General features: G+C 36.4%; 26 protein-coding genes and 1 pseudogene. 13 read left to right on the top strand and 14 right to left on the bottom strand.

Annotation, left to right across the window (positions count from 1 at the left end):
• Positions 1–49 precede the first annotated feature (49 nt).
• From ribA to CVULP_RS06820, 7 genes and pseudogenes are all read left to right on the top strand, one after another.
• Positions 50–610, top strand: coding sequence for a GTP cyclohydrolase II (gene ribA / locus CVULP_RS06850; RefSeq protein WP_099461798.1), 561 nt, complete (start codon positions 50–52; stop codon positions 608–610).
• Positions 607–1,174, top strand: a pseudogene (gene rsmG, locus CVULP_RS06845) (16S rRNA (guanine(527)-N(7))-methyltransferase RsmG). Before ribA ends, rsmG begins: the two are co-directional and overlap by 4 nt.
• A 102-nt stretch (positions 1,175–1,276) precedes the next feature.
• Positions 1,277–3,712, top strand: a complete 2,436-nt coding sequence (gene hsdR / locus CVULP_RS06840; RefSeq protein ID WP_099507271.1) for an EcoAI/FtnUII family type I restriction enzme subunit R — start codon at positions 1,277–1,279, stop codon at positions 3,710–3,712.
• On the top strand, positions 3,712–5,202 hold the full coding sequence (locus tag CVULP_RS06835) for a class I SAM-dependent DNA methyltransferase (protein ID WP_099507272.1): 1,491 nt from the start codon (positions 3,712–3,714) through the stop codon (positions 5,200–5,202). The genes hsdR and CVULP_RS06835 overlap by 1 nt, the downstream gene beginning before the upstream one ends.
• 9 nt (positions 5,203–5,211) lie before the next feature.
• Positions 5,212–5,496: a hypothetical protein gene (locus CVULP_RS06830; protein ID WP_099507273.1), complete on the top strand. Its 285-nt coding sequence runs from the start codon at positions 5,212–5,214 to the stop codon at positions 5,494–5,496.
• Positions 5,486–5,662: a type II toxin-antitoxin system RelE family toxin gene (locus CVULP_RS06825; protein WP_180753034.1), complete on the top strand. Its 177-nt coding sequence runs from the start codon at positions 5,486–5,488 to the stop codon at positions 5,660–5,662. Before CVULP_RS06830 ends, CVULP_RS06825 begins: the two co-directional genes overlap by 11 nt.
• Positions 5,659–7,422, top strand: coding sequence for a restriction endonuclease subunit S (locus CVULP_RS06820; protein ID WP_099507274.1), 1,764 nt, complete (start codon positions 5,659–5,661; stop codon positions 7,420–7,422). Before CVULP_RS06825 ends, CVULP_RS06820 begins: the two co-directional genes overlap by 4 nt.
• Here the strand turns inward: CVULP_RS06820 and CVULP_RS06815 are convergent.
• On the bottom strand, positions 7,419–8,402 hold the full coding sequence (locus CVULP_RS06815; protein WP_099507275.1) for an argininosuccinate synthase: 984 nt from the start codon (positions 8,400–8,402) through the stop codon (positions 7,419–7,421). The two genes, CVULP_RS06820 and CVULP_RS06815, sit on opposite strands and share 4 nt — an antisense overlap.
• 71 nt (positions 8,403–8,473) lie before the next feature.
• Here CVULP_RS06815 and CVULP_RS06810 point away from each other — a divergent pair, with 71 nt between their 5' ends.
• The gene (locus CVULP_RS06810) at positions 8,474–9,313 is read left to right on the top strand and encodes a hypothetical protein (RefSeq protein WP_099507276.1); all 840 of its coding nucleotides are present in this window, start codon (positions 8,474–8,476) and stop codon (positions 9,311–9,313) included.
• On the opposite strand, the gene dnaG is transcribed toward CVULP_RS06810, so the two are convergent.
• Positions 9,310–11,097, bottom strand: a complete 1,788-nt coding sequence (gene dnaG, locus CVULP_RS06805) for a DNA primase (RefSeq protein ID WP_099507277.1) — start codon at positions 11,095–11,097, stop codon at positions 9,310–9,312. The genes CVULP_RS06810 and dnaG overlap by 4 nt on opposite strands.
• A 57-nt stretch (positions 11,098–11,154) precedes the next feature.
• Here dnaG and CVULP_RS06800 point away from each other — a divergent pair, with 57 nt between their 5' ends.
• Genes CVULP_RS06800 through aroC form a run of 4 tightly spaced genes read left to right on the top strand, consistent with a single transcriptional unit; the run spans position 11,155 to position 14,294 of the window.
• The gene (locus CVULP_RS06800; protein ID WP_099461821.1) at positions 11,155–12,114 is read left to right on the top strand and encodes a tetratricopeptide repeat protein; all 960 of its coding nucleotides are present in this window, start codon (positions 11,155–11,157) and stop codon (positions 12,112–12,114) included.
• A complete protein-coding gene (gene rnhA / locus CVULP_RS06795; protein WP_099461829.1) occupies positions 12,101–12,559 on the top strand; it encodes a ribonuclease HI in 459 nt (152 codons plus the stop codon). Before CVULP_RS06800 ends, rnhA begins: the two co-directional genes overlap by 14 nt.
• Positions 12,538–13,212, top strand: a complete 675-nt coding sequence (gene rnc / locus CVULP_RS06790) for a ribonuclease III (RefSeq protein WP_099507278.1) — start codon at positions 12,538–12,540, stop codon at positions 13,210–13,212. Before rnhA ends, rnc begins: the two co-directional genes overlap by 22 nt.
• Positions 13,209–14,294 carry a chorismate synthase gene (gene aroC, locus CVULP_RS06785; protein WP_099507279.1) on the top strand — a complete coding sequence of 362 codons (1,086 nt, stop codon included), beginning with the start codon at positions 13,209–13,211 and terminating at the stop codon, positions 14,292–14,294. Before rnc ends, aroC begins: the two co-directional genes overlap by 4 nt.
• Here the strand turns inward: aroC and CVULP_RS06780 are convergent.
• The 11 genes from CVULP_RS06780 to CVULP_RS06730 all read right to left on the bottom strand — a co-directional run bounded on the left by CVULP_RS06780 (position 14,291) and on the right by CVULP_RS06730 (position 23,790).
• Positions 14,291–14,911 (bottom strand): DUF2920 family protein, encoded by a 621-nt coding sequence (locus tag CVULP_RS06780; RefSeq protein WP_213273457.1) that lies wholly within the window; start codon positions 14,909–14,911, stop codon positions 14,291–14,293. The genes aroC and CVULP_RS06780 overlap by 4 nt on opposite strands.
• A complete protein-coding gene (locus CVULP_RS06775) occupies positions 14,908–15,468 on the bottom strand; it encodes a DUF2920 family protein (RefSeq protein WP_213274484.1) in 561 nt (186 codons plus the stop codon). The genes CVULP_RS06780 and CVULP_RS06775 overlap by 4 nt, the downstream gene beginning before the upstream one ends.
• Positions 15,469–15,548: 80 nt before the next feature.
• Entirely contained in the window at positions 15,549–16,547 is a 999-nt protein-coding gene (locus tag CVULP_RS06770; protein WP_099507188.1) for an SLAC1 anion channel family protein, read from the bottom strand.
• Positions 16,547–17,221 (bottom strand): cytochrome b/b6 domain-containing protein, encoded by a 675-nt coding sequence (locus CVULP_RS06765; RefSeq protein ID WP_099507189.1) that lies wholly within the window; start codon positions 17,219–17,221, stop codon positions 16,547–16,549. The genes CVULP_RS06770 and CVULP_RS06765 overlap by 1 nt, the downstream gene beginning before the upstream one ends.
• Positions 17,218–18,180: a 4Fe-4S dicluster domain-containing protein gene (locus tag CVULP_RS06760; protein ID WP_099507190.1), complete on the bottom strand. Its 963-nt coding sequence runs from the start codon at positions 18,178–18,180 to the stop codon at positions 17,218–17,220. Before CVULP_RS06760 ends, CVULP_RS06765 begins: the two co-directional genes overlap by 4 nt.
• A 550-nt stretch (positions 18,181–18,730) precedes the next feature.
• Entirely contained in the window at positions 18,731–19,798 is a 1,068-nt protein-coding gene (gene prfA / locus CVULP_RS06755; protein ID WP_099460896.1) for a peptide chain release factor 1, read from the bottom strand.
• Positions 19,799–20,062 (bottom strand): 30S ribosomal protein S20, encoded by a 264-nt coding sequence (gene rpsT, locus CVULP_RS06750; protein ID WP_099460897.1) that lies wholly within the window; start codon positions 20,060–20,062, stop codon positions 19,799–19,801.
• Positions 20,063–20,138: 76 nt separating this feature from the next.
• Entirely contained in the window at positions 20,139–20,639 is a 501-nt protein-coding gene (locus CVULP_RS06745) for a phosphatidylglycerophosphatase A family protein (RefSeq protein ID WP_099460898.1), read from the bottom strand.
• Position 20,640: 1 nt separating this feature from the next.
• On the bottom strand, positions 20,641–21,798 hold the full coding sequence (locus CVULP_RS06740; RefSeq protein ID WP_099460899.1) for a sulfate adenylyltransferase: 1,158 nt from the start codon (positions 21,796–21,798) through the stop codon (positions 20,641–20,643).
• On the bottom strand, positions 21,776–22,675 hold the full coding sequence (locus CVULP_RS06735; RefSeq protein WP_099460949.1) for a DNA-binding transcriptional response regulator: 900 nt from the start codon (positions 22,673–22,675) through the stop codon (positions 21,776–21,778). Before CVULP_RS06735 ends, CVULP_RS06740 begins: the two co-directional genes overlap by 23 nt.
• Positions 22,675–23,790, bottom strand: coding sequence for a bifunctional 2-C-methyl-D-erythritol 4-phosphate cytidylyltransferase/2-C-methyl-D-erythritol 2,4-cyclodiphosphate synthase (locus CVULP_RS06730; protein WP_099507191.1), 1,116 nt, complete (start codon positions 23,788–23,790; stop codon positions 22,675–22,677). Before CVULP_RS06730 ends, CVULP_RS06735 begins: the two co-directional genes overlap by 1 nt.
• A 92-nt stretch (positions 23,791–23,882) precedes the next feature.
• Between CVULP_RS06730 and CVULP_RS06725 the strand changes: the two genes are divergently transcribed.
• Positions 23,883–24,980, top strand: coding sequence for an Mrp/NBP35 family ATP-binding protein (locus CVULP_RS06725; RefSeq protein WP_099507192.1), 1,098 nt, complete (start codon positions 23,883–23,885; stop codon positions 24,978–24,980).
• On the opposite strand, the gene CVULP_RS06720 is transcribed toward CVULP_RS06725, so the two are convergent.
• Positions 24,973–26,148, bottom strand: a complete 1,176-nt coding sequence (locus CVULP_RS06720; RefSeq protein WP_099507193.1) for a replication-associated recombination protein A — start codon at positions 26,146–26,148, stop codon at positions 24,973–24,975. The genes CVULP_RS06725 and CVULP_RS06720 overlap by 8 nt on opposite strands.
• Positions 26,149–26,228: the final 80 nt, after the last annotated feature.

Raw genomic sequence — 26,228 nt, 5'->3', positions numbered from 1 at the left:
TTTTTTTTGTTAAAATCCAATTTTAACATAAATTAATTAAAGGTTATCAATGGAAATTAAAATTTCAAAAATTGCAAATTTACCAAGCAAATGGGGGAATTTTCAAATTCAAAGCTTTAAAGAGGGAGAAAAAGAACATCTTTGCATTTTTAAGGGAAAGCCTAGTGATATTTTAAATTTAAGAATTCATTCAGAATGCCTCACTGGCGATGGTTTGGGAAGTTTAAAATGTGATTGCGGTGAGCAACTTGAATTTGCCCTAAAATACATCGAAAAAAACGGCGGTATGGTGATTTACTTAAGGCAAGAGGGGCGTAATATCGGGCTTTTTAATAAGGTCAATGCTTACGCCTTGCAAGATGAGGGTTTAAATACCATAGAAGCAAACGAGCATCTAGGCTTTAAGCCTGATGAGAGGACTTATGAGGTGGTGGATTTCATACTAAATTATTATCAAATTTCGCAAATTAATCTCATCACAAATAATCCCAACAAGCTTAATTTTTTAAAAACAAAGCTTATTAAACGCATTCCTATACTTATCAAAAGTAATGAATTTAACGATGCTTATCTTAAAATCAAGCAAGATTCTATGGGACATTTAAAGTGAAATTTTTGCCAGATTATGACAAAAAATTTTTTGAAAAAAGGGTGGAAATTTATAAAAATTTGCTTAAAAAATTTAATCAAATTCACAATCTCACCCATTTTAAAAACATCGATGAGAACATACAAGATAGCATAGAAATTTTAAATTTCATCGACCTTACAAAGGCTCAAAATATCATTGATATAGGAAGTGGGGCGGGCTTTCCTGCTATTTTTTTAAGCTTTTTACTTGATAGTCATTTTACTCTTTTTGAGCCAAATGCCAAAAAAGCTGCCTTTTTAAGAAGTGTAAAGATAGAATGTGAGCTTAAAAATCTTACCATTTTTAAAGAAAAAGTTCAAAATCATAAAGCACAATTTAAGGCTGATTTTATCACATCAAGAGCCTTGATGAAGGCAAAAAATTTGATCCAAATTTGTCAAAATTTAAGCGATGAAAATACAATCTTTGTTCTTTATAAAGGAAGCGAAGCCCAAAAAGAAATGCAAGACTTTAAGCACTATCAAATTTTATGAAAATAAATGGCGTAAATACTGCGTTTTTACGCTTAAAAATTCATTATGAAACTAATGCTTTGCGTAGTTGCTCTATAAACTTTTTATTTCATTTTTATTTATTATCATTTTTTAATATAATCGTCTAATTTTAATAGCTTAGGAGTTAAATTTGAAAGCATTGCAAAACCTTAGCGAAGAAGACACCAAAAAGCGTTATATTGAACCTGCTTTAAGCAAAGTGGGCTGGGATTTTGAATTTATTAAAATGGAATATGGAGTAAAAGCTAAAGATTATGAATTTAGCGAGGGCAAAATTGACATCAAAACAGGCAAAAGAGATAAAAGCACCATAAAAAAGGCTGATTATGTGCTTTTTCACAATGGAATCATTCTTGCAGTTTTAGAGGCAAAAGCCTATAAATACGAAGATAGCGAGGGGATAGAACAAGCGAAAAACTATGCCAAAGCACTTAAAGCCCCCTTTGCCTTTTCTAGTAGTGGCAAGGGCTTTGTAAAATACACGCTTACAAAAGATTTTAAGGGGGTAGCAAAAGAGAATTTACCCCTTAATGCTTTCCCAAGCCCACAAGAGCTTTATGAAGCCTACAAAAAATGGCAAAATCTCACAAATGACAATCTTTTACAAACGCATTGTGATTTAAGCCAAACAACACCGCGTTATTATCAAAACAACGCCATAAACGCCGCCCTAATCGCCGCACAAAAAGGACAAAATAGAATCTTACTCGTCCTTGCCACAGGCACGGGCAAAACTCTCATCGCCTATCAAATCGCCCACCGCCTTTTTAACCAAATCTTGCCAAATGGCAAAAAGATAGAGAAAATTCTCTACCTAGCTGATAGAAATGAGCTTATAAACACCGACACCACAAGGACTTTTAAAAGCTTTGCCAAAGGCATTTATAAGATAGAAAATCGTAATTTTAAAAGCGGGTATAGTTTGTATTTTGGAATCTATCAGCAATTTATCAGCGGTAGTGAAGAAAATGGCGATAAAAAAGAGCATTATAAAGCCTTAAAGCCGGACTTTTTTGACCTTATTTTTATCGATGAGTGCCACAGAGGCAGTGCTAGGGCGGATTCTACTTGGCGTGAGATCTTAGAGTATTTTAGCTCCGCACTGCAAATTGGTATGACTGCCACGCCTAAATATAATAAAGAGCAAAGAGAGAGCCAAGAGATAGGAGAGCTAGAAGAAAGAGAAGATGATAATATAGATTATTTCGGCGAGCCGGTGTATCAATACAGCTTACAACAAGGCATAGAAGATGGCTATTTAGCCCCCTTTTCTGTGGTAGAGTTGCTTTCAAATGTCGTGCAAGAGGGCTACACACCAGAGCTAGGTAAGCGTGATGAAGAGGGCAGAGAAATCCCACAAGAAACTTTTAACTCCCCAGATTTTAACCGCACAATTTATCTCAAACCTCAAATCCGCTTCGTTGCTAAAGAAGTGAGCAAATTTTTACACCACACCCTAAAAAATCCTTACGCTAAAACTATCATTTTCTGCGAAGACCAACGCCACGCCCTTTTGATGAAAGATGCCTTGCAAGATGAAAATAAGCAAGAAGTGGCAAAAGACTCTAACTATATTACACGCATAACAAGCGATGATAATTTAGGCAAAGCCCTGCTAGATAATTTTAAAAGCCAAACCAAACGCTACCCAGTCATCGCCACGACCTCCCAGCTTTTAAGCACAGGGGTAGATACACAAATGGTGCAAGTCATAGTCATTGATAAAATCGTGCGTGATAAAAGCCTATTTAAGCAAATGATAGGGCGAGGCACAAGACTCAATGAAGGCTTAGAATCTAGGGGCAAAACACATTTTTATGTGCTTGATTTCAAAGGCATTGCAAGGGATTTTTTAAACGACCCTGACTTTGATGGCGAGATAGAGTTTATCGGCACAGATGAGGTAACAAAACGAGAGAAAAAGCCAGAAAACACAAGCCAAGAGAATAAAAACAGCAAAGACAATAAAACCCAAACTAAAGAACCGCCGATAAAGCACACCATAGACGGCGAAGAGATAGAAATCTACACACAAAGCAAATCTGTCGCCATTTTACGCAATGTTAATGGCGTTTTGACATATATCACGCAAAGCATAGAGAGTTATAGTGGTGAAAAGCTTAAAAATACTAAAGCTTTTGAATCTTACCTTGACACCCTACGCACAGGCGATAAAGCCACGCGTGAAGAGCTTTTAGCTATGCTAGAGCAAAAGGGTATTTTTATCCAAGAATTAGGGCAAATGGATAAATTTAAAAACTGCGATGAATTTGACATTTTACTCTCCCTTGCTAAAGGTAGCCCCGCCCTAAGCCGCACACAAAGGGCAAAAAAGGCAAATAAATTCCTAGAATCTTTACAGCCAAAGGCTAGAGAGCTTTTAGAACTCTTACTTGAGAAATACGCACAAGGGGGCATTAACGAGCTAGATTCTAGTGTATTTGTCAATGAGCCTTTTGCTTCAAAGTATAATCTCACCACAATCGCACAGATTTTTAAAGAATATGGCGGAGTAAATGCAATACTACAAAATCTTAAAAACGCACTTTATAAGGAGGTAAGCTAATGCTAAATATCAAAAAACTTCAAAACATTATGCGTCAAGACGCAGGAGTTAATGGCGATGCACAAAGAATGGAGCAAATCGCGTGGATTTTATTCCTAAAGCTTTATGATTATTATGAAAAAGAATGGACTGCCCTAAATGAGATGAATGGCACGGAGTATCACTCTATAATCCCAGAGCATTTGTGTTGGGAGTCTTGGGCAGTGGGTGAAAAGTCCCCCACAGGCGAACCCTTACTCACATTTGTTAATAATGAGCTTTTCCCTACGCTAAAAGCCCTAAATATCACAGAATCCACTCCGTTAAATCAATCCATCGTGCGAAAAGTTTTTGAAGATTTAAACAACTATATGAAAGATGGCTATCTTTTACGCGAAGTGATAAATGAGATAGAATCTAGCCTTAAGATTCACAATAGACAAGATTTTAAAGAGCTTTGCAAAGTCTATGAAAGCTTTTTAAAAACCTTGCAAAGTGCAGGAAATGCCGGCGAGTTTTACACACCGCGCGCCGTTACAGAATTTATGGTAGAAATGCTTAGCCCAAAGCTAGGTGAGAGTGTGGCGGACTTAGCTTGTGGGACAGGGGGCTTTCTCATTTCAGCGGCACATTTTTTAGAAAAGCAAGTAAGTCTCACAAGTGAGCGAAAAGTCTTTGAAACAAGCTTTTATGGTGTAGAGAAAAAGTCCTTGCCCTTTTTGCTTTGTGCGACAAATTTACTCATTAATGGCATAGAAAATCCAAACCTAAAGCACGGCAATGCCTTTGAATTTAGCAATTTTGAAGACTTTGATATAAATCTTACAAAATACCCCAAATTTGACATTATTTTAATGAATCCCCCTTATGGTGGCAATGAGCGTGGTGATGATATTAAAAACTTCCCCCAAGAATACAAAAGCAGTGAAACGGCAGATTTATTTATGGCTCTCATTTTGCACAGACTTTCATACAAAGGCAAAGCCGCAGTCGTGCTACCTGATGGCTTTTTATTTGGTGCTGATAATGCAAAAATCAATCTCAAAAGAAAGCTTTTAAGTGATTTTAATCTCTACCTTATCTTGCGTTTGCCTAAAAGCGTTTTTGCCCCTTATACGAGCATTCCTACAAATTTACTTTTTTTCAATGCCGACCCACAAGGCACACAGCACACCCACTTCTACCGCCTTGATATGCCAGAGGGTATAAAATCCTTTGGCAAAACGAAGCAAATGAGCCTAGAGCATTTTGAGCCCTTTTTGCAGTGGTGGCAAAGTGATAGACAAAGCTTACAAGATGAAAGCGGGAATTTCAAGGCTAAATCCTACACCAAAGAAGGGCTAGAATCTAGGAATTACAACTTTGATTTATGCGGCTATGTAAGCGAAGAAGAAGAGATACTAGCCCCCTTAGAGCTTATGGAGCAAATCAAAACCGAGAGAGATAAGCTAAACGCCACGCTAGATTCCATAATGAAGCAAATTTCTACTATAATTAAAGAAAACGAATAAGGAGAAACTATGCTACTAGAAGTCAGTATTGATAAACGCAACAAAGACGCCATAATTTCAGCGATAAATCTCATCAAAGGCGTGGAGCTTGTAGAAGTGCTAACACAAGCAGAAGACTATGATGACACCATTATGACAAAAGAGGATTATGAAGCGTGGGTAGAAGCGCGTAAAGAGTTAGCAGAGGGCAAAACCATAAGCCACGAAGAGCTAAAAAGGCTTGTAAGCCAAGAGAATACCCAAGAAAATAAAAGGGGAAATACAACAGAACAAGGCATACAAAATGCCCTATAACATAGAGTATCACAAGGATTTTATAAAGTTTTTAAAAAAGCACCAAGACATACAAGCCAAAGTTTTTGAAAGCTTTGAGACAATCGCACAAAATCCTTATGAAGCGAAGCTAGATATTAAAAAACTTCAAGGCAAGGCAAACTCAAGGGGCGATATTTATAAATGAAAACAGATACCTTAAAAAAGTCCTTGCTAGACTATGCCATTAAAGGCAAACTTACTGCTAGATTCCGCCGTGAAAATAATGGGCTTAACGCCTTTAATGAAATCAATACTTACAACGAAGCCATAAAAGAAAAACGCAAAGATTTAGAAAAAGAGCTTAAAAAGCTAGAAATCAAACTTAAAAAGCCCCAATCCGTCATTGCGAGGGAGCAAAGCGAGCGAAGCAATCTACAAGGCAAACAAGAGCTAAAATCTCAAATCCAAATTCTAAAAAAAGAGCTTACAAAATGCAAAGAAATTCAGCCTATTATTACCCCTGCGTCATTGCGAGGCGAAGCCGAAGCAAACCACACACCAAAAACCGCAAATAGATTGCCGCAAGTTTCTAGCGAAACTCTCGCAATGACGACTACCCCGCCCTTTACTATCCCAAATTCTTGGGCGTGGGTAAAACTTGGGGATATTTGTGAAGATTTATTTGCTGGTGGAGATAAACCGCAACTTTTTTCAAGCACACAAACAGAAAATTGTCAAGTCCCAATTTATACAAATGGGGTAAAAAATAATGGCTTGTATGGTTTTACAAACGAAGCTTATGTTAAAAAGTCTGCTATAACGATTTCAGGCAGAGGCACGATAGGTTTTGTATGTGTAAGAAATGAGCCTTTTTACCCTATAATCCGTCTTTTAGTGGCTATTCCAAACGAAGCAATAAATTTAAATTATTTAGCTTATGTCTTAATGCCTTTAATTCCAAAATCAAGCGGAACAAGTATTCCGCAATTAACAATACCGATGATACAAAATCTTTCTATCCCCCTGCCGCCATTATGCGAACAGCAAGAAATCGTCAAAAAACTTGATTTGCTCGTTACACTCGCAAATGATTTTGCTATCACTAAAGAGAATTTAAAGAGAATTGAAAAGAGAATTGAAAAGAGTTTGCTTAAACTTGCCCTAGAGGGCAGTTTAAGCAAACTTTATCGCAGAAGCTCCCCTACACTCTCCGCCTTTGATGAAATCAATACTTACAACGAAGCCATAAAAGAAAAACGCAAAAATTTAGAAAAAGAGTTAAAAAAATGTGAAAAAGAATTAAAGCTTGAAAAAGACAAAGATAAAAAAGCCCTTTTTAAATCTCAAATACAAATGCTAAAAAAAGAGCTTACAAAATGCAAGGAAATCACGCCCTTAAACCTTAGCGAAGCACCCTTTGAAATCCCAAATTCTTGGGCGTGGGTAAAACTTGGGGATATTTGTGAGATGAAAAAAGGACCCTTTGGGAGTGCAATTACAAAAGATATGTTTATCCCAAATGGAAGTAATGCGGTAAAAATATACGAGCAAAAAAATGCTATTCAAAAGAGCGAAACTCTAGGGGAATACTATATTTCATTAGAACATTTTGAAAAACTAAAGCAATTTGAAGTTTTTGAAAATGACATTATTGTAAGTTGTGCGGGGACGATAGGCGAAATTTTTAGAATTCCAAAAAATGCACCAAAAGGAATTATCAATCAAGCCTTAATGAAAATCAAGCTAGTCAATGAAGAGTGGATACCATATTTTATGATTTTTTTTGATTTTCTTATTAAGCAAAAATCTCAAGAAAACAGCAAAGGCTCAGCTATTAAAAATATTCCACCGCTAGATATTTTAAAAAACTTTTCTATCCCCCTGCCGCCATTATGCGAACAAGAACACATCGTGCAAACTTTAGACACCCTTTTCACACTCAAAAAGGGCTTAAGGGTGGATTAAGAGATAAAAAATTCGCCCAGTTTCGCTTTATCTTCAAAAGCTTTCGCCTCAAATTCCTTTTCTTTAAAGCCTAGTTTATAGGAGTTTTGAGGGTCATTTTTAGTATAAGTAAGGGCTATTTGAAGAGCTAGGTTTAAATCCTCCTCGCAAATGTCCTTGCTGACTAAAGAATAAGCGCCGATTAAATCATATAGCTTAATCTCTTCATATTTGCTTGTTTTCAAAGTCCTTAAAAGCTCGTTTTCAAGCTCGTTACGCCCTATAATCATCTTTGCGCCTTTTGGCAGTCTTAGGTGGCGTCCGTATTTTAAAAGCTGAGCGTCATTAACCTCCATATTGCTATCAAATTCTTTAAAATCCTTAATTTTTTTCGCAAAACTCTCTAGCGTGAGTAAGCACCCCCCGCCAGGACTTTCAAAGTCCTCTATGCCAAACTGGGCTGCCATTTCAAGCTGTCTTTTTCGGCTACGCCCACTTATGCCCTCAAGTTTTGCTCTATCGACCCAGCCTTCTCTTTCGGGCTTGGTTTCGGGCAGATTTTTCGCACACATAGGACGCAAAATTAAATCCTCCTCATCAGCGGCTAGGCGTTTAACTTTCGCCATAGCATCGCCTCTTTGACTCATAGGGCGTTGTCCTAAAACCTCGCCTGTGATGATGAAACTCGCTCCCTCGTCTTTAAGCATAGCAAGGGCTGTTTTAAACATAAAGGCGTGGCAGTCTATGCAGGGGTTAAAATGCTTGCCGTAGCCATATTGTGGGTTAAAAAGCACTTCTTTAAGATAAGAATTCCTTACATCAACCATTTCAAATTCCGCTCCTACTAAGGCGGCACGGCGTCTCATCTCCTCGCTTTTATCGCTTCTTGAGCCAAAGCCTATGTTGATATTTAAAGCCTTAACCGCTATGCCTTGTTGCGTGATAAGCTTCATCGCTAATAAACTATCCAAACCTCCGCTAAAAAGTGCTAATGCTTTCATTTTCTTCCTTTCAAGTTTTTTAAAATTGTGTCGATTTACAAAAAGGGGTATTTTAGCAAAAAGGAGTGAATATGGATAAGATAAACGCTTTAAACAGCTCTTCTGCAAGTGTGATTAAAAAAGAAATTCTAGCACTCAAACAAGAAGAGCAAGATAAAATCAAAGTCGATGACATCTCAAGCGTAAATTCGGGCTTTAAGGTGGTGTTTGAAAACAAAAAGGGCGAGTTAATGGCTGTGAGAATTAGCGAGGAAAATTATCAAAATTTGCAAAATCATTTTAGCTCTTATACAAATTATATCGCTAGAAAGGACGGCTCTATCAGGCTTAATGGCGAGGCAAATGCCTTTGTGGCGGAGTGGTTTGAAAAGGTGAGCAATGTGCTTTTTAACCCCTCCTCTTTAAATCAAGGGGAAAAATCAAGCAATATCACCATAAATTTTAATCAAAATACCCTACTTGAAACTATGGGAAATTTAGCCCTTAAAGATGAAAATAACCTAGAAAATGCAAATTTAGAGGAAAAGCTAAATTTCGCCTTAGAAAAGGACATTAACAAGGACGGAAATGTCAATGAGCTTGATGTCAAAAAAGAAAGTTTAAGTGAAATTTTAAGAGGCTTAAAAGAGGCAAGTGGAGGTGGGGCAAATGCGACTAAGATGATTGACCCGCAAAAAAATGAGCAAAATGATGATGACGAGGCTAAAATAAAAGAAAAAGATGAGGAAAAAACACCCTTAGAAAAAGCCTTAGAAGAGGGCTTTGCCTCACTGAGTGCGGAGGAAAAAGCAAAGCTTGAAAGCTCTCACCCGCAGAAATTTAAAGAATTTCAATTAGAGCAAAGTTTCACAAAGGATTTAAAAGCACAAATTGCGCGTGGAGAAAGTCCTCTTGTGGATAAGCTTGTCTAAAAAGGCGAACTTTCTAAGCCAAGATCTAGGGGGCTGATGTTTGTTTGTGCGAAAATTTTATGCCAAGTTTTAAGGCGTGTTTCTAAAATTTGCATATCTTTTTCGCTTTTGATAAAACTTAAAGCCTCTTTGTAAAATTCCAAAAGTGCCTTTTCATCAAGCTGTTTTTTAAGCTTTTGAGCGTTTTTATCTAAAAGGCTTAAAAGCTGTTTTTTAAGCCCTAGATGAGGCTTTGTGATGGTGAGGGTGTTAAAAAAGGCAAGGTTGATTTTACAAAGTAAGCATAAGAAGTCATTAAGATGAGTGATAGCATTTAAATTTCTAAGTTCAAGTTCCCTAATGTCGCTATCCTCAAGCCCAAAACCTGCCAAAACTTTTTCGCAAAGTTCCTTATGCTTAAAACAAGCTTTATCACTCATCTTTAAAAACAAAGTTTTCGCCTCGCTTGAAATTCTAAGAAAGCTTAAAAGCTCTAATTCGCCTAAATGCACCCTGCTTTTTTGCGTGTCTAAAAGGGGAGTTTTGGGGCTATTTTTGACATTTTTATTTAAAAGCACTAAATTTTCTTTCACGCCCAAAAGTTTCGCCACTAAGCCGGTATAAGAATTTGCCACTAAAGGTTCAAGCAAAAAGGTGTATTTTTGCACGGATTCTAGGGCTTTTTGTTTATCTAGAGCAGAACTCATTTCGCCTTTTAAAAGCTCTCTTATGTAAAACTCTCCAAGCTCCATAGCCCTTTCTAAAAGGGCGTGAAGTTTTTTAGCTTCATCATTTGCCACAAGCTCGGCAGGATCCTTTCCGCCCTCAAGTAAGACAACTTTACCATCGATTTTATTCACACTTAGTAAAAAAGCGGAGCGAAAAGCTGCTTTGCGACCTGCCTCATCATTATCAAAACACAGCAAAACCCTCGCTTCATAACGGCGGATAAGGGGGAGATGATGCTCTGTTAAAGCTGTGCCAAGCACTGCTACGGCATTTGTAAAACCTGCCTTATGAAAGGCTATGGCGTCCATATAACCCTCGCAAATAATTATCTCTTTTTGCCTCGCTATGCTTTCTTTAGCAAGATGAAAGGCGTAAAAAATGCGTGCTTTGTCAAAAAGCGCACTTTGGGGAGAATTGACATATTTAGCGGCATTATTTGCGTTTAAAGTCCTACCTCCAAAGCCTACTAATAAGCCTTTATAATCATAAATGGGAAAGGTGATTCTATGGATAAAACTTGCATAAAATCCTCCCCTTTCATCTTTTTTAATCGCTCCTACATAAAGGGCGTCTTCGTTTGAAATTTGCTCGTTTTTAAGTAGTCTTAAGCTCTCTTCATTTCCCACTGCATAGCCAAGTTCGAATTTTTTAATGTCCTCATCGCTTAATTTTCTTTGATAAAGATAGTCTAAAACCTCCCTATGTTTAGCTAAACTTTGCTTATAAAAGGCGTTTAAAAGGGGTAAGATGTGCTTGATTTCTCTTTTATTTTCTTCTTTTTCTTTGGTATAAGTGAGGGTAAAATTACTTAGTTGTGCGACTTTTTCTACTGCTTCAGCGAAATTGACCCGCTCAAAGTCCATTACAAATTTAAAGACATCGCCCCCTGCCCCACAAGCAAAACAATGAAAAAAATTTTTTTGGGTATTAATGTGCATTGATGGGTTTTTATCATCGTGAAAAGGACACACGCATACATAAGAAGCCCCACTTCTACGCACATCAAGAAAATGTGAGATAATGTTTAAAATGTCCGCTCTTTGGCTTAAAAGCTCTATGCTATCTTTTGCTATCATAATGCAAATTATACAAAGATTTAGTATAATTTGCTAATTTCATTTTGCGGATATTTTATGGACTTTTTCTTTGTGGAATACAGAGACCCCATAGTTGGGCTAATTTTTCTTACCTTACTTATCTTAATCGTGGCTTTAGCACACTATGCGTGGAGGATTTTTGCAGATAAAGATGAGGAGCAAAAACTAGAAAAATTTATTAAAAAATTTGAGCTTGAAAATGCTCATAAAGAGCTTTTAAGAAGTGAGAATTTGAGCTTTTCAAACCTTAGCTTTTTGGCTGAAATTTTTACTAAGAGTGGGGAATTTGAAAAATCAAGTGGAATTTATTTAATCGCCTTAGAAAAAACAAGGGATAAAGACGAACAAGAAGCTATTTTTCTAGCCTTAGCGAAAGTTTATTTTAAGGCGGGATTTTTAGAAAAATGCACAGAGGTGCTTTTAAATGCCCTTAAAATTCGCCCCCGCAACAAAGAAGCCTTAAAACTGCTTAAAATAAGCTATCTTAAGCTTAAAAAATATAAAGAAAATTTAGAGCTTTTGGAGTGTTTGTTTGAGTTGGGAGAGGACATTAAGGAAGAGGCGGAATTTATCAAAGCTTTAGCACTTGAAAATAAAGAAAATGCAAAAGAGCAAATTATAAAGCTTGATGACAATGCCCCCTTAAAACGCTATATGTTTGAAAAATATGGCATTTTTAAAAAACAAGAATTCGCACAAATTTGTGATGTGCTTTATAAGAGTAAAGAGCCTATCAATACGGACGATGAGGAGTATTATGAGTATTTTTATATGCTAGGTTTAGTGGAGAAAAAAGAGGGCTTTACTTTTAAAAATTCCCATTTTAAGATGTATCACATTTTAAGGCAAAATCATTTTAAAACAAGGCTTGAATTTTCTTATATGTGTTTAGAGTGCAAGAGCATTATGCCGCTTTTTTTCTACCACTGCCCTGTGTGCTATGAATTTAATCGTTGTAAAATTTTATATGAGGTTAAAAATGATGAAATGTGTTGAAATTTATACCGATGGTTCTTGCTTAAATAACCCGGGCTTTGGGGGTTATGCTTATATCGTGCGTTATAAAGAACACGAAAAAGTGGGTGTTGGTGCTGAAGAAAACACGACTAATAATAGAATGGAGCTAAAGGCTATCATTAAGGCTTTAGAGATACTTAAAGAGCCTTGCGTGGTTAATCTTTACACAGACTCAAATTTAATGGTGCAAAGCATTAATGAGTGGCTTGATGGTTGGGTAAAGAAAAATTTCAAGGGTAGGAAAAATACCGATTTATGGCGTGAGTATTTACGCGTCTCAAAAGAGCATAAAATCGAGGCTTTTTGGATTAAAGCACACAACGGACATAAAGAAAATGAGCGTTGCGACACTTTAGCAAGAGAGGCAGCACTTAAGCTACAAAGAAAATATAAGGAAGCACAATGGCTAAACTCGAACGCTTAGAAGCAAGGCTAAATTACAAATTTAAAGATAAAAATCTTCTTATCTGTGCCCTAACGCACAAAAGTGCAAAGAAAAATTATAATAATGAAAGGCTGGAATTTTTAGGCGATGCGGTGCTTGATTTAGTTGTGGGGGAATTTTTGTTTCATAAATTTAAAAATGAAGCGGAGGGGGATTTATCCAAGCTTAGAGCCGCCCTTGTCAATGAAAAATCTTTTGCTAAAATCGCCAGCTCTCTTAATCTAGGTGCTTTTATCTTTATGAGTGTAGCCGAGCAAAATAACGGCGGTAAAAACAAGCCCTCCATACTTTCAGACGCCTTTGAAGCCTTAATCGGTGCTTTGCATTTAGAGGCTGGTTTTATCAAGGCTAAAGAAATCGCACTAAGGCTTATAGAGGAGAATTTTCCAAGCATTGATGCGAAGAGCTTATTTAAGGACTATAAAACAAAACTTCAAGAAATCACACAAGCCAAAATGGGCTTAACACCTGAATATGAAACGCTAAGAGCCTTTGGACCTGACCATCAAAAAAGCTTTGAAGTCGCCCTCAATTTAGAGGGTAAGGAAATGGCAAGAGCCATAGCAAGCAGCAAAAAAGAAGCCCAGCAAATGGCAGCAAAAATCACTTTAGAAAAGTTAGGAGCATTATGAATACTTTTGGGACAAGACTAAAAATGACAAGCTTTGGAGAATCACACGGAGAAGCCATAGGCGTGGTGCTTGATGGTATGCCCTCTAATGTGAAATTTGACGAGGAGTTTTTACAAAATGAGCTTGACAAAAGAAAGGGTGGAAGCAAATTTGCCACGCCTAGAAAGGAAAGTGATAGGGCAGAAATTTTAAGCGGAGTTTTTGAGGGTTTTACCACAGGACAGCCCATCGCTATGCTTTTTAGAAATGAAAATACACGCTCAAAAGATTATAGTGAGCTTAAAAGCCTTTTTCGTCCCTCGCACGCAGATTTTAGCTATTTTCAAAAATATGGCATAAGAGATTATAGAGGAGGAGGGCGTTCAAGTGCGAGAGAAAGCGTGGCTAGAGTGGCAGCTGGTGCGGTGGCGGCTATGCTTTTAAGAGAATTTAACATCGAGGTTTTAAGCGGAGTTTTTGGCGTGGGAGAGTGCATCTCAACACTTCAAAATAGTGAATTTGACTTTGAATTTGCAAATAAAAGTGAAATTTTTTGCCTTGATAAGGATTTAGAGGAAAATTTTAAGCAAGAAATTTTAGAAGCAAAAAAGGCAAAAGATAGCGTTGGAGCGGCTGTTTTTACAAGGATAAGTGGGGTAATGGCAGGACTTGGGGAGGTGCTTTATGATAAGCTTGATTCTAAACTCGCTCACGCTTTAATGGGAATAAATGCCGTAAAAGCCGTAGAAATAGGCTCTGGCATAAGATCAAGTCAAAAAAGAGGCTCACAAAATAATGACGCTATGCAAAATGGTAAATTTTTAAGCAATCATAGCGGAGGGATTTTGGGAGGCATTTCAAATGGCGACTTAATCGAGCTTAAGAGCTATTTTAAACCTACGCCGTCCATTTTTCTACCTCAAAAAAGTATGAATGAGAGGGGGGAAAATGCCCTTTGTGAGTTAAGCGGGAGGCACGATCCTTGCGTAGGTGTGAGAGGAAGCGTCGTTGCAAGTGCTATGGCTAGGCTTGTGATAGCTGATGCCTTACTTTTAAATGCAAGTGCAAATTTAGAGCACCTTAAAATAATTTATAAATCCTAGCGGATACGCAAGGTATAGGCATTGCCTTCGTCTTTAAAGATGAAAGTTTTATCCTCGCAAGGATAGCTTATGGAGGCATTTTGAAGGGGGAATTTGCCTCTCTCAAAGTCCTTTAAAAGAAGGGGAAGTTCTTTTAAGAAAACGCGGTGATTTGAGATACCTCCGTGGGTTAAATCCCTGATGATTTTATGGTCGATGTCCTCTTTTTTAGCTAAATGCAATTTTGCTTTAAAGCCCATTTTCTCATAAATTTCATATAAAAGCTTTTTATCTTTTGCTGTTTTAAACTCATCTTCACTACTATGATAACTCACATAATGAATATGCTCACAATGTGTTTTTTGAATTTGTAAATGAGACGGAGTTAGTAAAGAGCGTATTTCATAATGTGCCTTTGTGAAATTATTCTCATTCCAAAAAGTTTTGGTAAAACAATGGATTGAAAAATCATCTGTGTTTATAAAAAATTCCCCGTGTCCTAAAGCCCTGCCCATAAACATCTCAAAAAAGGGCAGGGGTGCACAGGCTATATCAATGACAGCGTTGGTGTGATGAGGGGCGATTTTGGCGATTAAGTGTGCTAAATAACCTCCATAGCACCCCCCTGCGTAAATCACAGGTAGCTTACCCCCCCCCCCCCGTGAGTTTTGAGATCTTTTAGGACATTGATATGATCAAGTGCTGCCATAATGCCGTAATTTTGATACTCTTCATTAGGTGGGAGGAGAGTGTAAGTAAGGGTGTTGATTCTAAAATCCTTAACTAAATTTCCCTTTTTCTTTTCTTTTTGTATGGATTCTTCTATCCGTTTTAAAATCTCACTCACGCCTAAATTCTCATAAGGCAGAGCTAAGGCTTGACAAAGCTTGATTAAATTTGCTTTATCCTCTTCAAGTATAGCGATTTGAGCACTATATTGTTGCTCTAAGTCATTACGCCGACAACAAAAGCAATGATACAGCACATTTACAGCCGCCACATCGAATTTAGAAGCGATTTGCTTTCTGGTAAAATCCATCATTCTAAGGTCCGCATTTGTCCCAAAACCACCGATGATGAAAAAGATTGCCTTAGGATTTTGCGGAGAGCTTAGGCGGTATTCAAGCTTGGAAGTTCTTTTAATACCAAGTTCCATATCATCACAAGAAGAAATAAAAAATCGCTTATCTATCATTTTTAGCCTTTAAATTTATAGGTAAATTTAACATAGCTTTTTAAACTATCATTAAGATTTGATATTTTTATTAATTTTATTTAATGTTCTTTAAAAATGTCGCCATTTGCCACAGCTCTTAAAGTCTTATAAGAAATGAAAAAGACTGCAAAAAGTGCTAAAATGAGTGCTAAAATCCCTAAAAATCCATAAAAATACTTAAATTTATAAGTAATAAATAAATCAAAACTTGCTATGCTAAAAGCACATAAAGGAAAGGTAAAAGCCCACCAAGACGGAGCAAAGCTAAGTTTGCTAAAAATTTTACCTAAAAATAATAATAAAAGCACGAAAAATAAAGCTATAAAATACACCATTAAGCTTAAAATGCCATGTGTTTCAAAAAGACTATGAAAGTCTAGCACAAAAATGCTAGGCGGAGCGATGAAAATAAAAAGCGTAGGGATAAATTTAGTCTCCAAACTTTGCTCAAAAATAAGCCTTTGCATAATCATCGCACTTAAAATAATCCAAAAAAAGCACCCTATGGAAAAGAAAAAAAGTAGCATATCTTTTGGGGCATTGATGAAAGTGCCGCTAAGTGGGACTATCAAATTTCCAACAATGGGGATAAACCACGCAGGGGAGAGTAGGGAGCTTTTCATACTTTCTCTAAACCAAAAACTCATCACATATAAGCTTAAAATAAGCTGTAAGGCACTCGCCACATAAAAACTTCCTAAAATCACCCACCAAAATCCACTTTCTTTAGAGATAAAATCACTCCAAAACGCCGTAATAATAAGCATACTTATAGGCACACTTGAGAGAAAATTAATCTTAACTTGATGTGTTAAATCTGCCTTAAAAGCTTTAAAATGATAGAGTATTTTCGCACCATAACACACAAATAAAAGCGTGAAAATGATAAAAGCTAAAAACGCAAAAATAAAGGCACTCCACGCTAAAAAAGCTTGATGATTAAAAGCCACACTAGCTTTTTTAAACGCAAGAGAAAGCCCTCCAATCCCCATAACGGAAGCAAATAAAACTATGGGAAAATTTGCAAGTTTTGAAATTTTTTCGATATTTTCTTGCATTATGACTCCTTATCCGCCATTTTAACGCCTTCTTCCCACAAACTATGCCTTTCTTTAATGTAGTTAGCATCGACCTTACCGCTAAACATAGCCCTTAAAAGAGGGCGATTTGCTTTAAAGATAAAAGCTGCTAAATGCCCTATAATCCCTAAAATAATTAAAATCATACCAAGATTATGTAGCTGTGCGCTCCAAAAATAAAGCCCCTCGCTTAAATTCCACCCCGCCAAATTTTTGGCTGTTTTAATTAATCCTGTGCTAATTAAAAGAAGTAAAACAAGCCCGATGAAAAAATAAGCTAATCTTTGCTCGGGTAAATATTTCTCACTCTTTGGCTCAACCCCTCCAAAAAGCATAGCCTTGATGATTTTAAGACTTTTTACTCCGTCGCCTTTTTTAGGAAAGATGTCAAATTCCGCTCTAGCTATGTGGAAAAATAAGTGAAACGCCACGAAAAAAATGAGGCTAAAAGCCCCTACATAGTGCATTATAAGACTGATATGATAGTCCCCACTCCACGCCATTAGGGGCAATTCGTTAATCATGTATCTTTTTGAAACGGGCATTTGAAACATGCCGCTTATAATTAGTGCAAAAGTGCTTACCGCCACACCCCAATGCACGATACGATTTTGAAGGCTTTGACGCAATATCATTTTTTTAATTTTTTTCATAACTCTTCCTTTTTTATTTTTCTAGCTTTTGCCACAGCGATAGCCCCAGCGACTACGCCTACAAGAGGTGCGGTTAAAACGCCTTTGATGAGAGTGGAGTCTTCGTTGATGAAATTATCCACCTTAACTTTCATATGCGGTCGTCCTACTTGCCCGGTATTTTCATATTTTTTAGCGATGGCTTCATCGATTTTTGCAAAATCCACAGAAGAAATGTAAAAAGTGCTCGTTCCGCCATTTTGCGTATCGCCATAGATGAATTTTCCCTGCTTTTTAGCTTTTTCGACAAGATTTAAAATTTTAGCCTTGTCGTCAAAAATTATGGCATTTTTTGGGCATTGTGTTTCACAAGCTGGTTTTTTGCCTTCTGCGAGTAAGTCCGCACACATATCACACTTAAACATAGCACCTCCACCAGCCAATTTTGGAGCGATTTTAAGATAAATTCCAACCCCAGCTTGTCTTTGAGGAATCCCCCAAGGACAGACATCACGGCACTTTGCCCCACCAAAGCAAAAATTCTCATCGATATTAACGGCGTTATTTTTATCCTTAGAAATCACCCCAAAAGGGCAGATTTTTTGACAGGTAGGATCATCGCAGTGCATACAACGGCGAGGGATAAATACTTTTTTAGAATTTACCTCCACAGCCTCCACAAAGGTCCAGTTATAAGGGCTTAAGCGAGAAATGTCATTTTGTTTTTGTGAATAATCCTCATTGATTTTACGCGGAAAATAATTAGGGATCTCTTCCACAGGCTTAGGAAAACGTGCCGCATTTTTCTCCTTACACGCACTCACGCATTTTGGCACATCAAAGCTAGTGCAGCCATCGCAACGATCTAGGTCTATAATGCTAGCCTTGCCTTTAATCTTACTAAAGTCTAAATTTGCACCCGCTCCAGCGACTAAAATGGGGCTTAATGCTAAGGATTTTAAAAACTTGCGTCTTTGCATAATACTAACCTTTTAAATATAATTTGTGGCATTGTATGCAAATTTAAATACTTTGTGTGTAACTTTATCACAAAAGAAAAAGGCTTTTAAAGGCGAGATAAAATAAAAATATTTTGCTTTATGTTTTAATGTTATTAAACTAGGTTTGCTTAGTGCAGTTGTTGCTATTTTATTTTCTGCTTGTTTTTTTGAAGACAAAGAGTGTTGAGTATTATGAAGAGTCAAAAGTGCTAAAGAGTTGGAAGCTAAAATCAAAGAAAGTGATAAAAACGCTAATTTCGCAGAAAACGATACAGAATGTGCAAACGCCAAAATGAAAAATTGCAGATAAAGAATTTAAAAAGCATTTTAAGCAAAGAGATAACAAATGATTTTTTTTCAAAATCTAGGTTATAGAACAAATTGTTAATGCCATTAGACAAACAAGAACAAGTGATAAGATTGCTGAACTTATGGTGTTTTGTTATAAGCCTTTAAAAATATAGGGGCTTAATTTTATCTAATGTTACAAAGTCTTTTTCGGTATGTAAAATGCAAATTTTTAAAGTGCTTATAGCTTCTGTTCTTTCAAAGCTTCACTTTGATGATGGGCGATTAAAGGCTCAATAAGCTCGTCAAAAAGCCCTCCCTCCATAATGGCATCAAGTCTATAAAGTGTAAGATTAATGCGGTGGTCGCTAATGCGGTTTTGCGGAAAGTTATAAGTGCGTATGCGCTCACTTCTATCCCCGCTTCCTACTTGAGATTTACGCTCTTGACTCTCTTTGGCTAGCCTTTCGTTTTCTTGCATTTCGTAAAGTCTTGCTTTTAAGATTTTCATCGCACTTTCTTTATTTTTATGTTGGGATTTTCCGTCTTGATTGACGACGACTAAGCCACTTGGTATATGAGTGATACGAACGGCTGAATCTGTGGTATTAACACTTTGTCCGCCGTGTCCTGAAGAGCGCATAACATCGATTTTAAGGTCGTTTGGATTGATTTGAATTTCGATGTCATCAACTTCTGGCATAATGGCGACTGTGATGGCTGAGGTGTGAATTCTGCCTTGTGATTCTGTTTGGGGGATTCTTTGCACTCTATGTGTGCCACTTTCAAATTTGAGCCTTGAGTAAGCTCCCACACCTTTTACAAGCATAATAAGCTCTTTAAAGCCTCCAGCACTACCTTCACTTGAGCTAACAATTTCTATCTTATAACCTCTTAAATCGGCATATCTTGCATAAGCTTTGACTAAATCTCCCACAAATAAAGATGCCTCATCTCCTCCCGTTCCTGCACGAATTTCAAGGAAGATATTTTTTTCATCATTAGGATCTTTTGGTAGAAGTAAGATTTTAATTTCTTCTTCAAAATTGATTTTTTCTTCTTCTAAATTTTTCAATTCTTCTTTGGCAAGTTCGCCAAATTCCGGGTCGTTTAAAAGAGCTTTGTTATCTTCGATTTGAGTGAGTGTATTAAAATAATCTTTCGTTTTTAAGACTATGGGTTCTAAATTTTTTTGCTCTTTGGAAAGAGAGGTCATTTTTTCTATATCATTAATAATACTTGTATCGCTAAGAAGAGTGTTTAATTCTTCATAGCGTTTGAGAAAGGGTTGTAATTTTTCCGCTAACATTTAGGCGATTTTGTTGATTAAAAGGGCGAGTCTGCTCACGCGGCGTGCGGCAGTTTGTTTTTTAAGAAAACCACGACTTACCATAGCGTGGATGCTTTTATTTGCAATTTTAAAAGCTTCGTTAGCTGCGTTTTTGTCATTATTTGCGGCAGCTTCCTTAACAGCTTTTGTGATATTTTTAAGTCTAGTTCTATAAAATCTATTTCTTTCTGTTTTTTTGATGGTTTGTCTTGCTCTTTTTTCGGCGGATTTGTGATTTGCCATAAAATTTCCTTGTCTTAAAATTAAAACTAGGATTATATAAAAGTAAAAGTTAAAATAGACTTAATTTAAGTAAAAATTAAAACAAAGTTTTTAAAGAAATATCCCAAGCGACTAAATTAAATTTAAGCAAAAAGCCGTAAATCACAGCACACAAAAGCCCCGCAAAAAGCCCCGCTAACATATCATCAAGCATTACGCCCAAGCCGCCTTTGACTTTTTTGTCTATTTTACCGATGATGGAGGGTTTTGTGATGTCAAAAAAACGAAAAAAAATAAAGGCTAAGACGAAATTTAAAAGTGAATTTTCCGCACTCGCTGCAATAGCACAAGCTAAAAAAACTCCCGCCACTTCATCAATAACGATGTGTTTATCATCGTGTTTTTGTGTCTTTTTTTCATAAGCATCAATGACGCGTATCGAAGCGATGAAAATCAAAATAGAAAGTAAAAAGAGCGTTTGTTCTCCCAAGTATCTAAGCACAAAAAAGGCAGGAATCATCGCCGCTAAAGTGCCAAAGGTCCCAGGGGCTTTTTTCGCACACCCTGAATAAAAAAAGGTTAAATAAAATTTTTGCATTTCACACCATATAAGTCATTTGATGAATTTCTAAAAGTTTTTGATAAAATTCCTCATCACTTTTATCTTCTAAAATCCCATCTGTTGGAAAGAGATTTTGGTAAAGCTGTTGCAAATTTTTAAGGCGTTGTGGAAAAAGTGCGCTTAAGATAAGGCTTGAAATTTCCTTACGCATAAAAACAGCAGGAGGGATTATACCAGCTCTTAGTAAATCTTTTAAAGAATTAGCATTATAATGCAAGTGATGATGTGTTCCGTGCGGACAAGAGCGTGTTGAAACTATCATTTTGCATTGATCACAAAAAACAAATTCAGGCAAAATAATCGTTTCTATTCCATAATCTTTAGAAAATTCATCTAGTATGCTTTTGGGTTGATTTGCATCGTAAAACATACCCAAACCACTATGATTTTGCCCTACGACAAGTTTAGTGCAGCCAAGACTTTTTGCAATAATGCTTTCGAGTCCGGGATTTAAGTGCGCATGAAAAATGTCAATATTTTTAAGTGGAAAGACAAAAATACGTTCTTTTGGGAGATAGTTTTGGATAAAAGTTTTTAAATATCTTTCTTTAAGTTCAAATTCAAAGCCATTTGCTTCATAAGACTCGATGAGAAAAACGACAACTAAATCCGCCTTATCAATGGTCCAGCGGAAAATTCTCTCATGTGCTCTATGGAGTGGGTCAAAACTTGAAACTATGGCAGTAATTTTTTGTGCATTTTGCGTATCTTTAATGCGTTGAAATTCTTGTTTATAAAAGGAGAGTTCATTGCGGTAAAGCTCTATTTCTCCATAGATATAAAAGCTATTTTCATCATTAAGTAAGCAGGTGTTTGGGTTAAAAATATTAATAAAATTTTTATCATTTTTAAATTGACCCTGATAAATAATATGTCCCACAATTTCGCCATCTAATTCAAGTTCTAGCAAATCTTTAGGTTTTAAATCTTTCAAAATATTGCAATCACTTGGAGTGAAGCTTAATGGGTATGGGAAACTTTCATTTTTAAATTTGCCTGTTTTTAAAATTTGCTTACTTTCTTTTTCGTTCATTAAGCGGGAGCAAGAGCCTAGCAAACCCTCTTTGATGAGTGAAAGTGTGCCAAATTCACTAGAGTTTATTTTAATACTTTTATTTTTTCTTGCTGATTTCATATTTTTTCCTTTTTTCCCATAAGGATTTGCGTGAAATTCCAAGTTTTTTGGAGAGTTCTGTGTCTGCAAAAACATTTTGATAGCTTAAAATAATATGCTTAATATATTCATCTATGGTTAAAATTTCATTGTCGCTAATATCTTTTTCGTTATGATTAAAATCTATACAATGAAATCCAAGTTCTTCGAAATTAAGTTCGCAAATTTTGTGCGTATGAATGATAATAGCTTTGTTTTTAACAAATTCTAAAAGTCTTTCTTTTTCGCTATCTTTTAAAATTTGAAAATGACTCAAAAAAAGGACTTTATTTTCTAAATCAAGTTTCATTACCTTATCCACAGAATTTGGCACAGATAAGTCGATATAATAAAGCTCCACATTGCACTCATTCATATAAGAAAAAGCGAAAGCATCGGCGTAATTTTGCTTGTTAGTTTGCAAGATGAGAGGAAGTTTGAGTTTCTTGTATGAAAAATGCGGTAATTTTACAGCACTAAGACGCGATTTGATGTAATTTTGATAGGTAGAATTTAGCATTAAAAGATGTCTAAAATCTTGATGATGTTTGATTTTTCTTAATAATTCCTCCATCATAAAAGGCTTTTGTATATAATCGTTTGCCCCCATTTTTAAAGGCGTAGAAACGGTATCTGTGCTAATGTAAGAAATGAGTAAAATGACAATGTTATTTTTAAATTTCTCCACGGCTTTTAAAAAATTTGGCGTGTTAGAGGAAATTAAAACAATTTCGTAGTTTTTTTGTCCTGCTAATTCATCATAGGAATTAAAAATTTCGCAACTGTATCCTAAATCACTCAGCTTCATCGCTATACTTTGTGCTAAATAAAGTTCGTTTTCTATAATTAAAACCCGCATCATTTTGTCCAGTCAAAATATTTTAAATTTACACTTGCTTGCACAGCTATACCCTCGCTTCTTCCTATAAATCCCAGTTTTTCTGTGGTGGTAGCTTTAATATTAACTCTAAATTCATCAAGGTCTAAAATTTTGGCGATATTTTTGGCTATTTTCTGTTTAAAAATACCGATTTTAGGCTTTTGTGCTAGGATTGTGATGTCAATATTGATAAGTTCAAAGCCATATTGCTTTACTTGTGTATAAATTTGAGCTAAAAGCTTCATAGAATCGGCATTTTTATATTTTAAATCCGTATCTGGAAAAAGCTCTCCTATATCTCCAAGCGAAGACGCACCCAAAAGTGCATCGCTAAGAGCGTGTGCTAAAACATCACCATCGCTATGGGCTTTTAGTCCCATCGTGTCGTGGATTTTAACCCCTCCTAAAATTAAGGCTCGTTTTTCTCCAAATTCATGCACATCAAAGCCATTTCCTGTAAAAATATCCTTACTAGGTGCTGGTAAATCAAGTTTTTTAAGATCTTCTTTAAAGGTAATTTTACGTGCATTTTCTTCACCACTTACAAACCAAATTTTACCTCCCACAGCCGCGATAGCTGTGCTATCATCTGTAAATTCTTGCCCCGTTTGAAGAGCTTTTTTAAGTAGCTTGGTGCGGGAGAGTTGCGGGGTTTGTATGAGTTTGATTTTTTCTCTTTGCAAACTTTGTTCATTTTCATAAAGTGCAGTATCACAAACCTTTAAAGCTGGGGTGATGCAGTCTGCGTTGTGGATATTTTCTAAAAGGCGGTTGAATAAATTCTTTGAGACTAAAACTCTTGCCACATCACTTACCATTACAAATTCGCTATCGACTAATTCAAGAGCATTTTTCAAAGACTGCATTCTGCTTACTCCGCCTTGCACAAATTCGTAATTTTTGGCAAATTTTTTCATATAGGAAATGTTACTAGAGGTAATAATTATTTTTTTAAAAGGACAAAAAGAGCTTAAATTTTTTGTCGCAAAAAGCCAAAGGGGGTCATCACCTAGACGAATAAATTGTTTTTTTACGCCCAAATCAAAGCGTGTAGAATCCCCAGCCGCAAGCATAATTAAGCTGATATTTGACACTTTTACTCCTTGCAAATTCTTATGTTACTATATTATACACTTTAAAATTAACCTTTTAAGAGTAAAATTTACTTTTTATTTAAGGAGAAATGATGATAGAAAAGATTAAGGAAAGACTAGCTAAGGTTAAATATCCTAATTTCGAAAAGGATATTATGAGTTATGGTTTTGTGAAAAAAATTAAGGCAGATGAGGAAAAAGCCTACATCAAACTTGAGATAGTTGCGGCAAATCCTAGCATAGCAGACACTTTGAAAAGAGATATTAATGAAGCTTTGAAAGATTTAAATTTAAAAACACTCAATGTAGAAATTTTACAACCTCAAATCGAAGAGGAAAAAAGCAATTCTAAAAGCGGGAAAAATGTCACCCCACAAGTGAAAAATTTCGTAATGGTTTCGAGTGGAAAAGGTGGCGTGGGTAAAAGCACGACTGCTTTAAATTTAGCTATTTCGATGGCAAAAATGGGCTTGAAAGTAGGGATAGTTGATGCGGATATTTACGGACCTAATATCCCTAGAATGCTAGGAGAAGTCGGCACTCAGCCTGAAGTCGTGGGAGCAAAGCTTAAGCCCATTTTAACGCACGGAATTTATATGATGAGTATGGGCGTTTTGATTGAAGAAGGACAAGGGCTTATGTGGCGTGGAGCGATGATAATGAAGGCAGTAGAGCAGCTTTTAAGCGATGTGTTGTGGCCTGAGCTTGATGTGTTATTTTTGGATATGCCTCCTGGAACTGGCGATGCGCAAATTACCTCCGCACAAAGCATTCCTATTAATGCTGGTGTGTGCGTTTCTACCCCTCAAGTTGTCTCTTTAGATGATAGCAAAAGAGCTTTAGATATGTTTAAAAAACTTCATATTCCCATAGCTGGGGTGATTGAAAATATGAGTGGCTTTTTATGTCCTGATAATGGCAAAGAATATGAAATTTTTGGCAAGGGTAATGCTAAAGCAATGGCAGATTTGTATGAGTGTGAGCTTTTAGCACAAATTCCTCTTGAGATGCTTGTAAGAGAGGGTGGCGATGAGGGTAAGCCTGTGAGCTTTTATCAAAGTGAAAGTGTGAGTGCGAAGCGTTATGCAGAGGCAGCACAGAAACTTTGGGACTTCATACAAAAAAATGGTAGCAGTGATAATGCAGCGATTCAGCCTGTGATGAATGGCAAAAGTGCTTGTTCTAGTTAGACTTTAATTTTTGTAAATTTTCCAAAAGTCTTTTCTCTTCGCCTATGCCTTTAGAATAATAAAATTTTAAGGCTTGACTGAGGTATTTTTGCTCTACATAGCCTCCAAAGTCGTGCGGATAAAGATAATCCTTACTTTGTGGGGTGTTATTGTTTAAGTAAGCTGGGATTGGTAGGGGTGGATTATTTCTTACAAAATGCAATGCCTCATTAATGGCTTTGTAGCTGGAATTTGACTTCATAGCACTAGCTAGATAAATGACGCATTGTGCTAAAATAATTCTTGCCTCTGGATAGCCTATATTTTTGACTGCTTGTAGGGTAGAAGTCGCTAAGATAAGAGCCTTACTATCGGCATTTCCTACATCTTCACTGGCAAATATCACTAAACGCCTCGCGATAAAGTCCGCGCTCTCTCCTCCGTCAATAAGCCTTGCAAGGTAGTAAAGTGCCGCATCAGTATCACTGCCCCTAAGGCTTTTTATTAAAGCACTTGCTAAAAGATAATGTGTATCCTTAGAGCTTACTCCTTCGCTATTTGTGGTATGTTTAAGTTTTTTGAGATTTTCAAGGCTAATGTGAGTTTGGTCTAAAACAAGCACAAATTCGATTAAATTAAGCATTGTCCTAGCATCACCACTTTTAAGCAAAAAGTCTTTAGCCCCCTCATCGAGCGTGAAATTAAGGCTTTCTTGCGTCTTTTTGAGTAAAATTTCTAATTCTTTTGCACCAAGGGCTTTAAATTCAAAAAGCATACTGCGACTTCTTATGCCTTGACTTAGCACAAAATAAGGATTTTCTGTGCTTGCACCGATTAAAATGAGACGATAATTTTCCATAGGGACCAAAAGCATTTCTTGTTGGGTTTTGCTAAGTCGGTGAATTTCATCGATGAAAATAAGGGGTTTATAGAGGCTATTTTTGTAATTTTCTAGGATTTTTCTTAATTCTTCAAGCTTAAAATTCCCTCCATCAAATTCATAAAAATCTAAGCCAAATTCCTTAGCCACTGCCCTAGCAAAGCTTGTTTTACCAGAGCCAGCCACGCCAAAAAAGATGCTATGGGGAAGTTTTTGCATAGAAATGAATTTTTTAAAAACTTCTACAAGTTCATATTGTCCTAAAATTTCATCTAAATTGTTGGGACGGAAATTTAATGCTAGGCTCATCTTACCCTCATAATATTTTTTAAAATTATAGCATAAATCCCTAAATTTAGGGATTTATAAAGCATTGATAAATGATTTAA

This window comes from Campylobacter vulpis, from assembly GCF_014217995.1.
GTDB lineage: Bacteria > Campylobacterota > Campylobacteria > Campylobacterales > Campylobacteraceae > Campylobacter_D > Campylobacter_D vulpis.
This window is presented reverse-complemented; position numbering and strand designations above follow the sequence as displayed.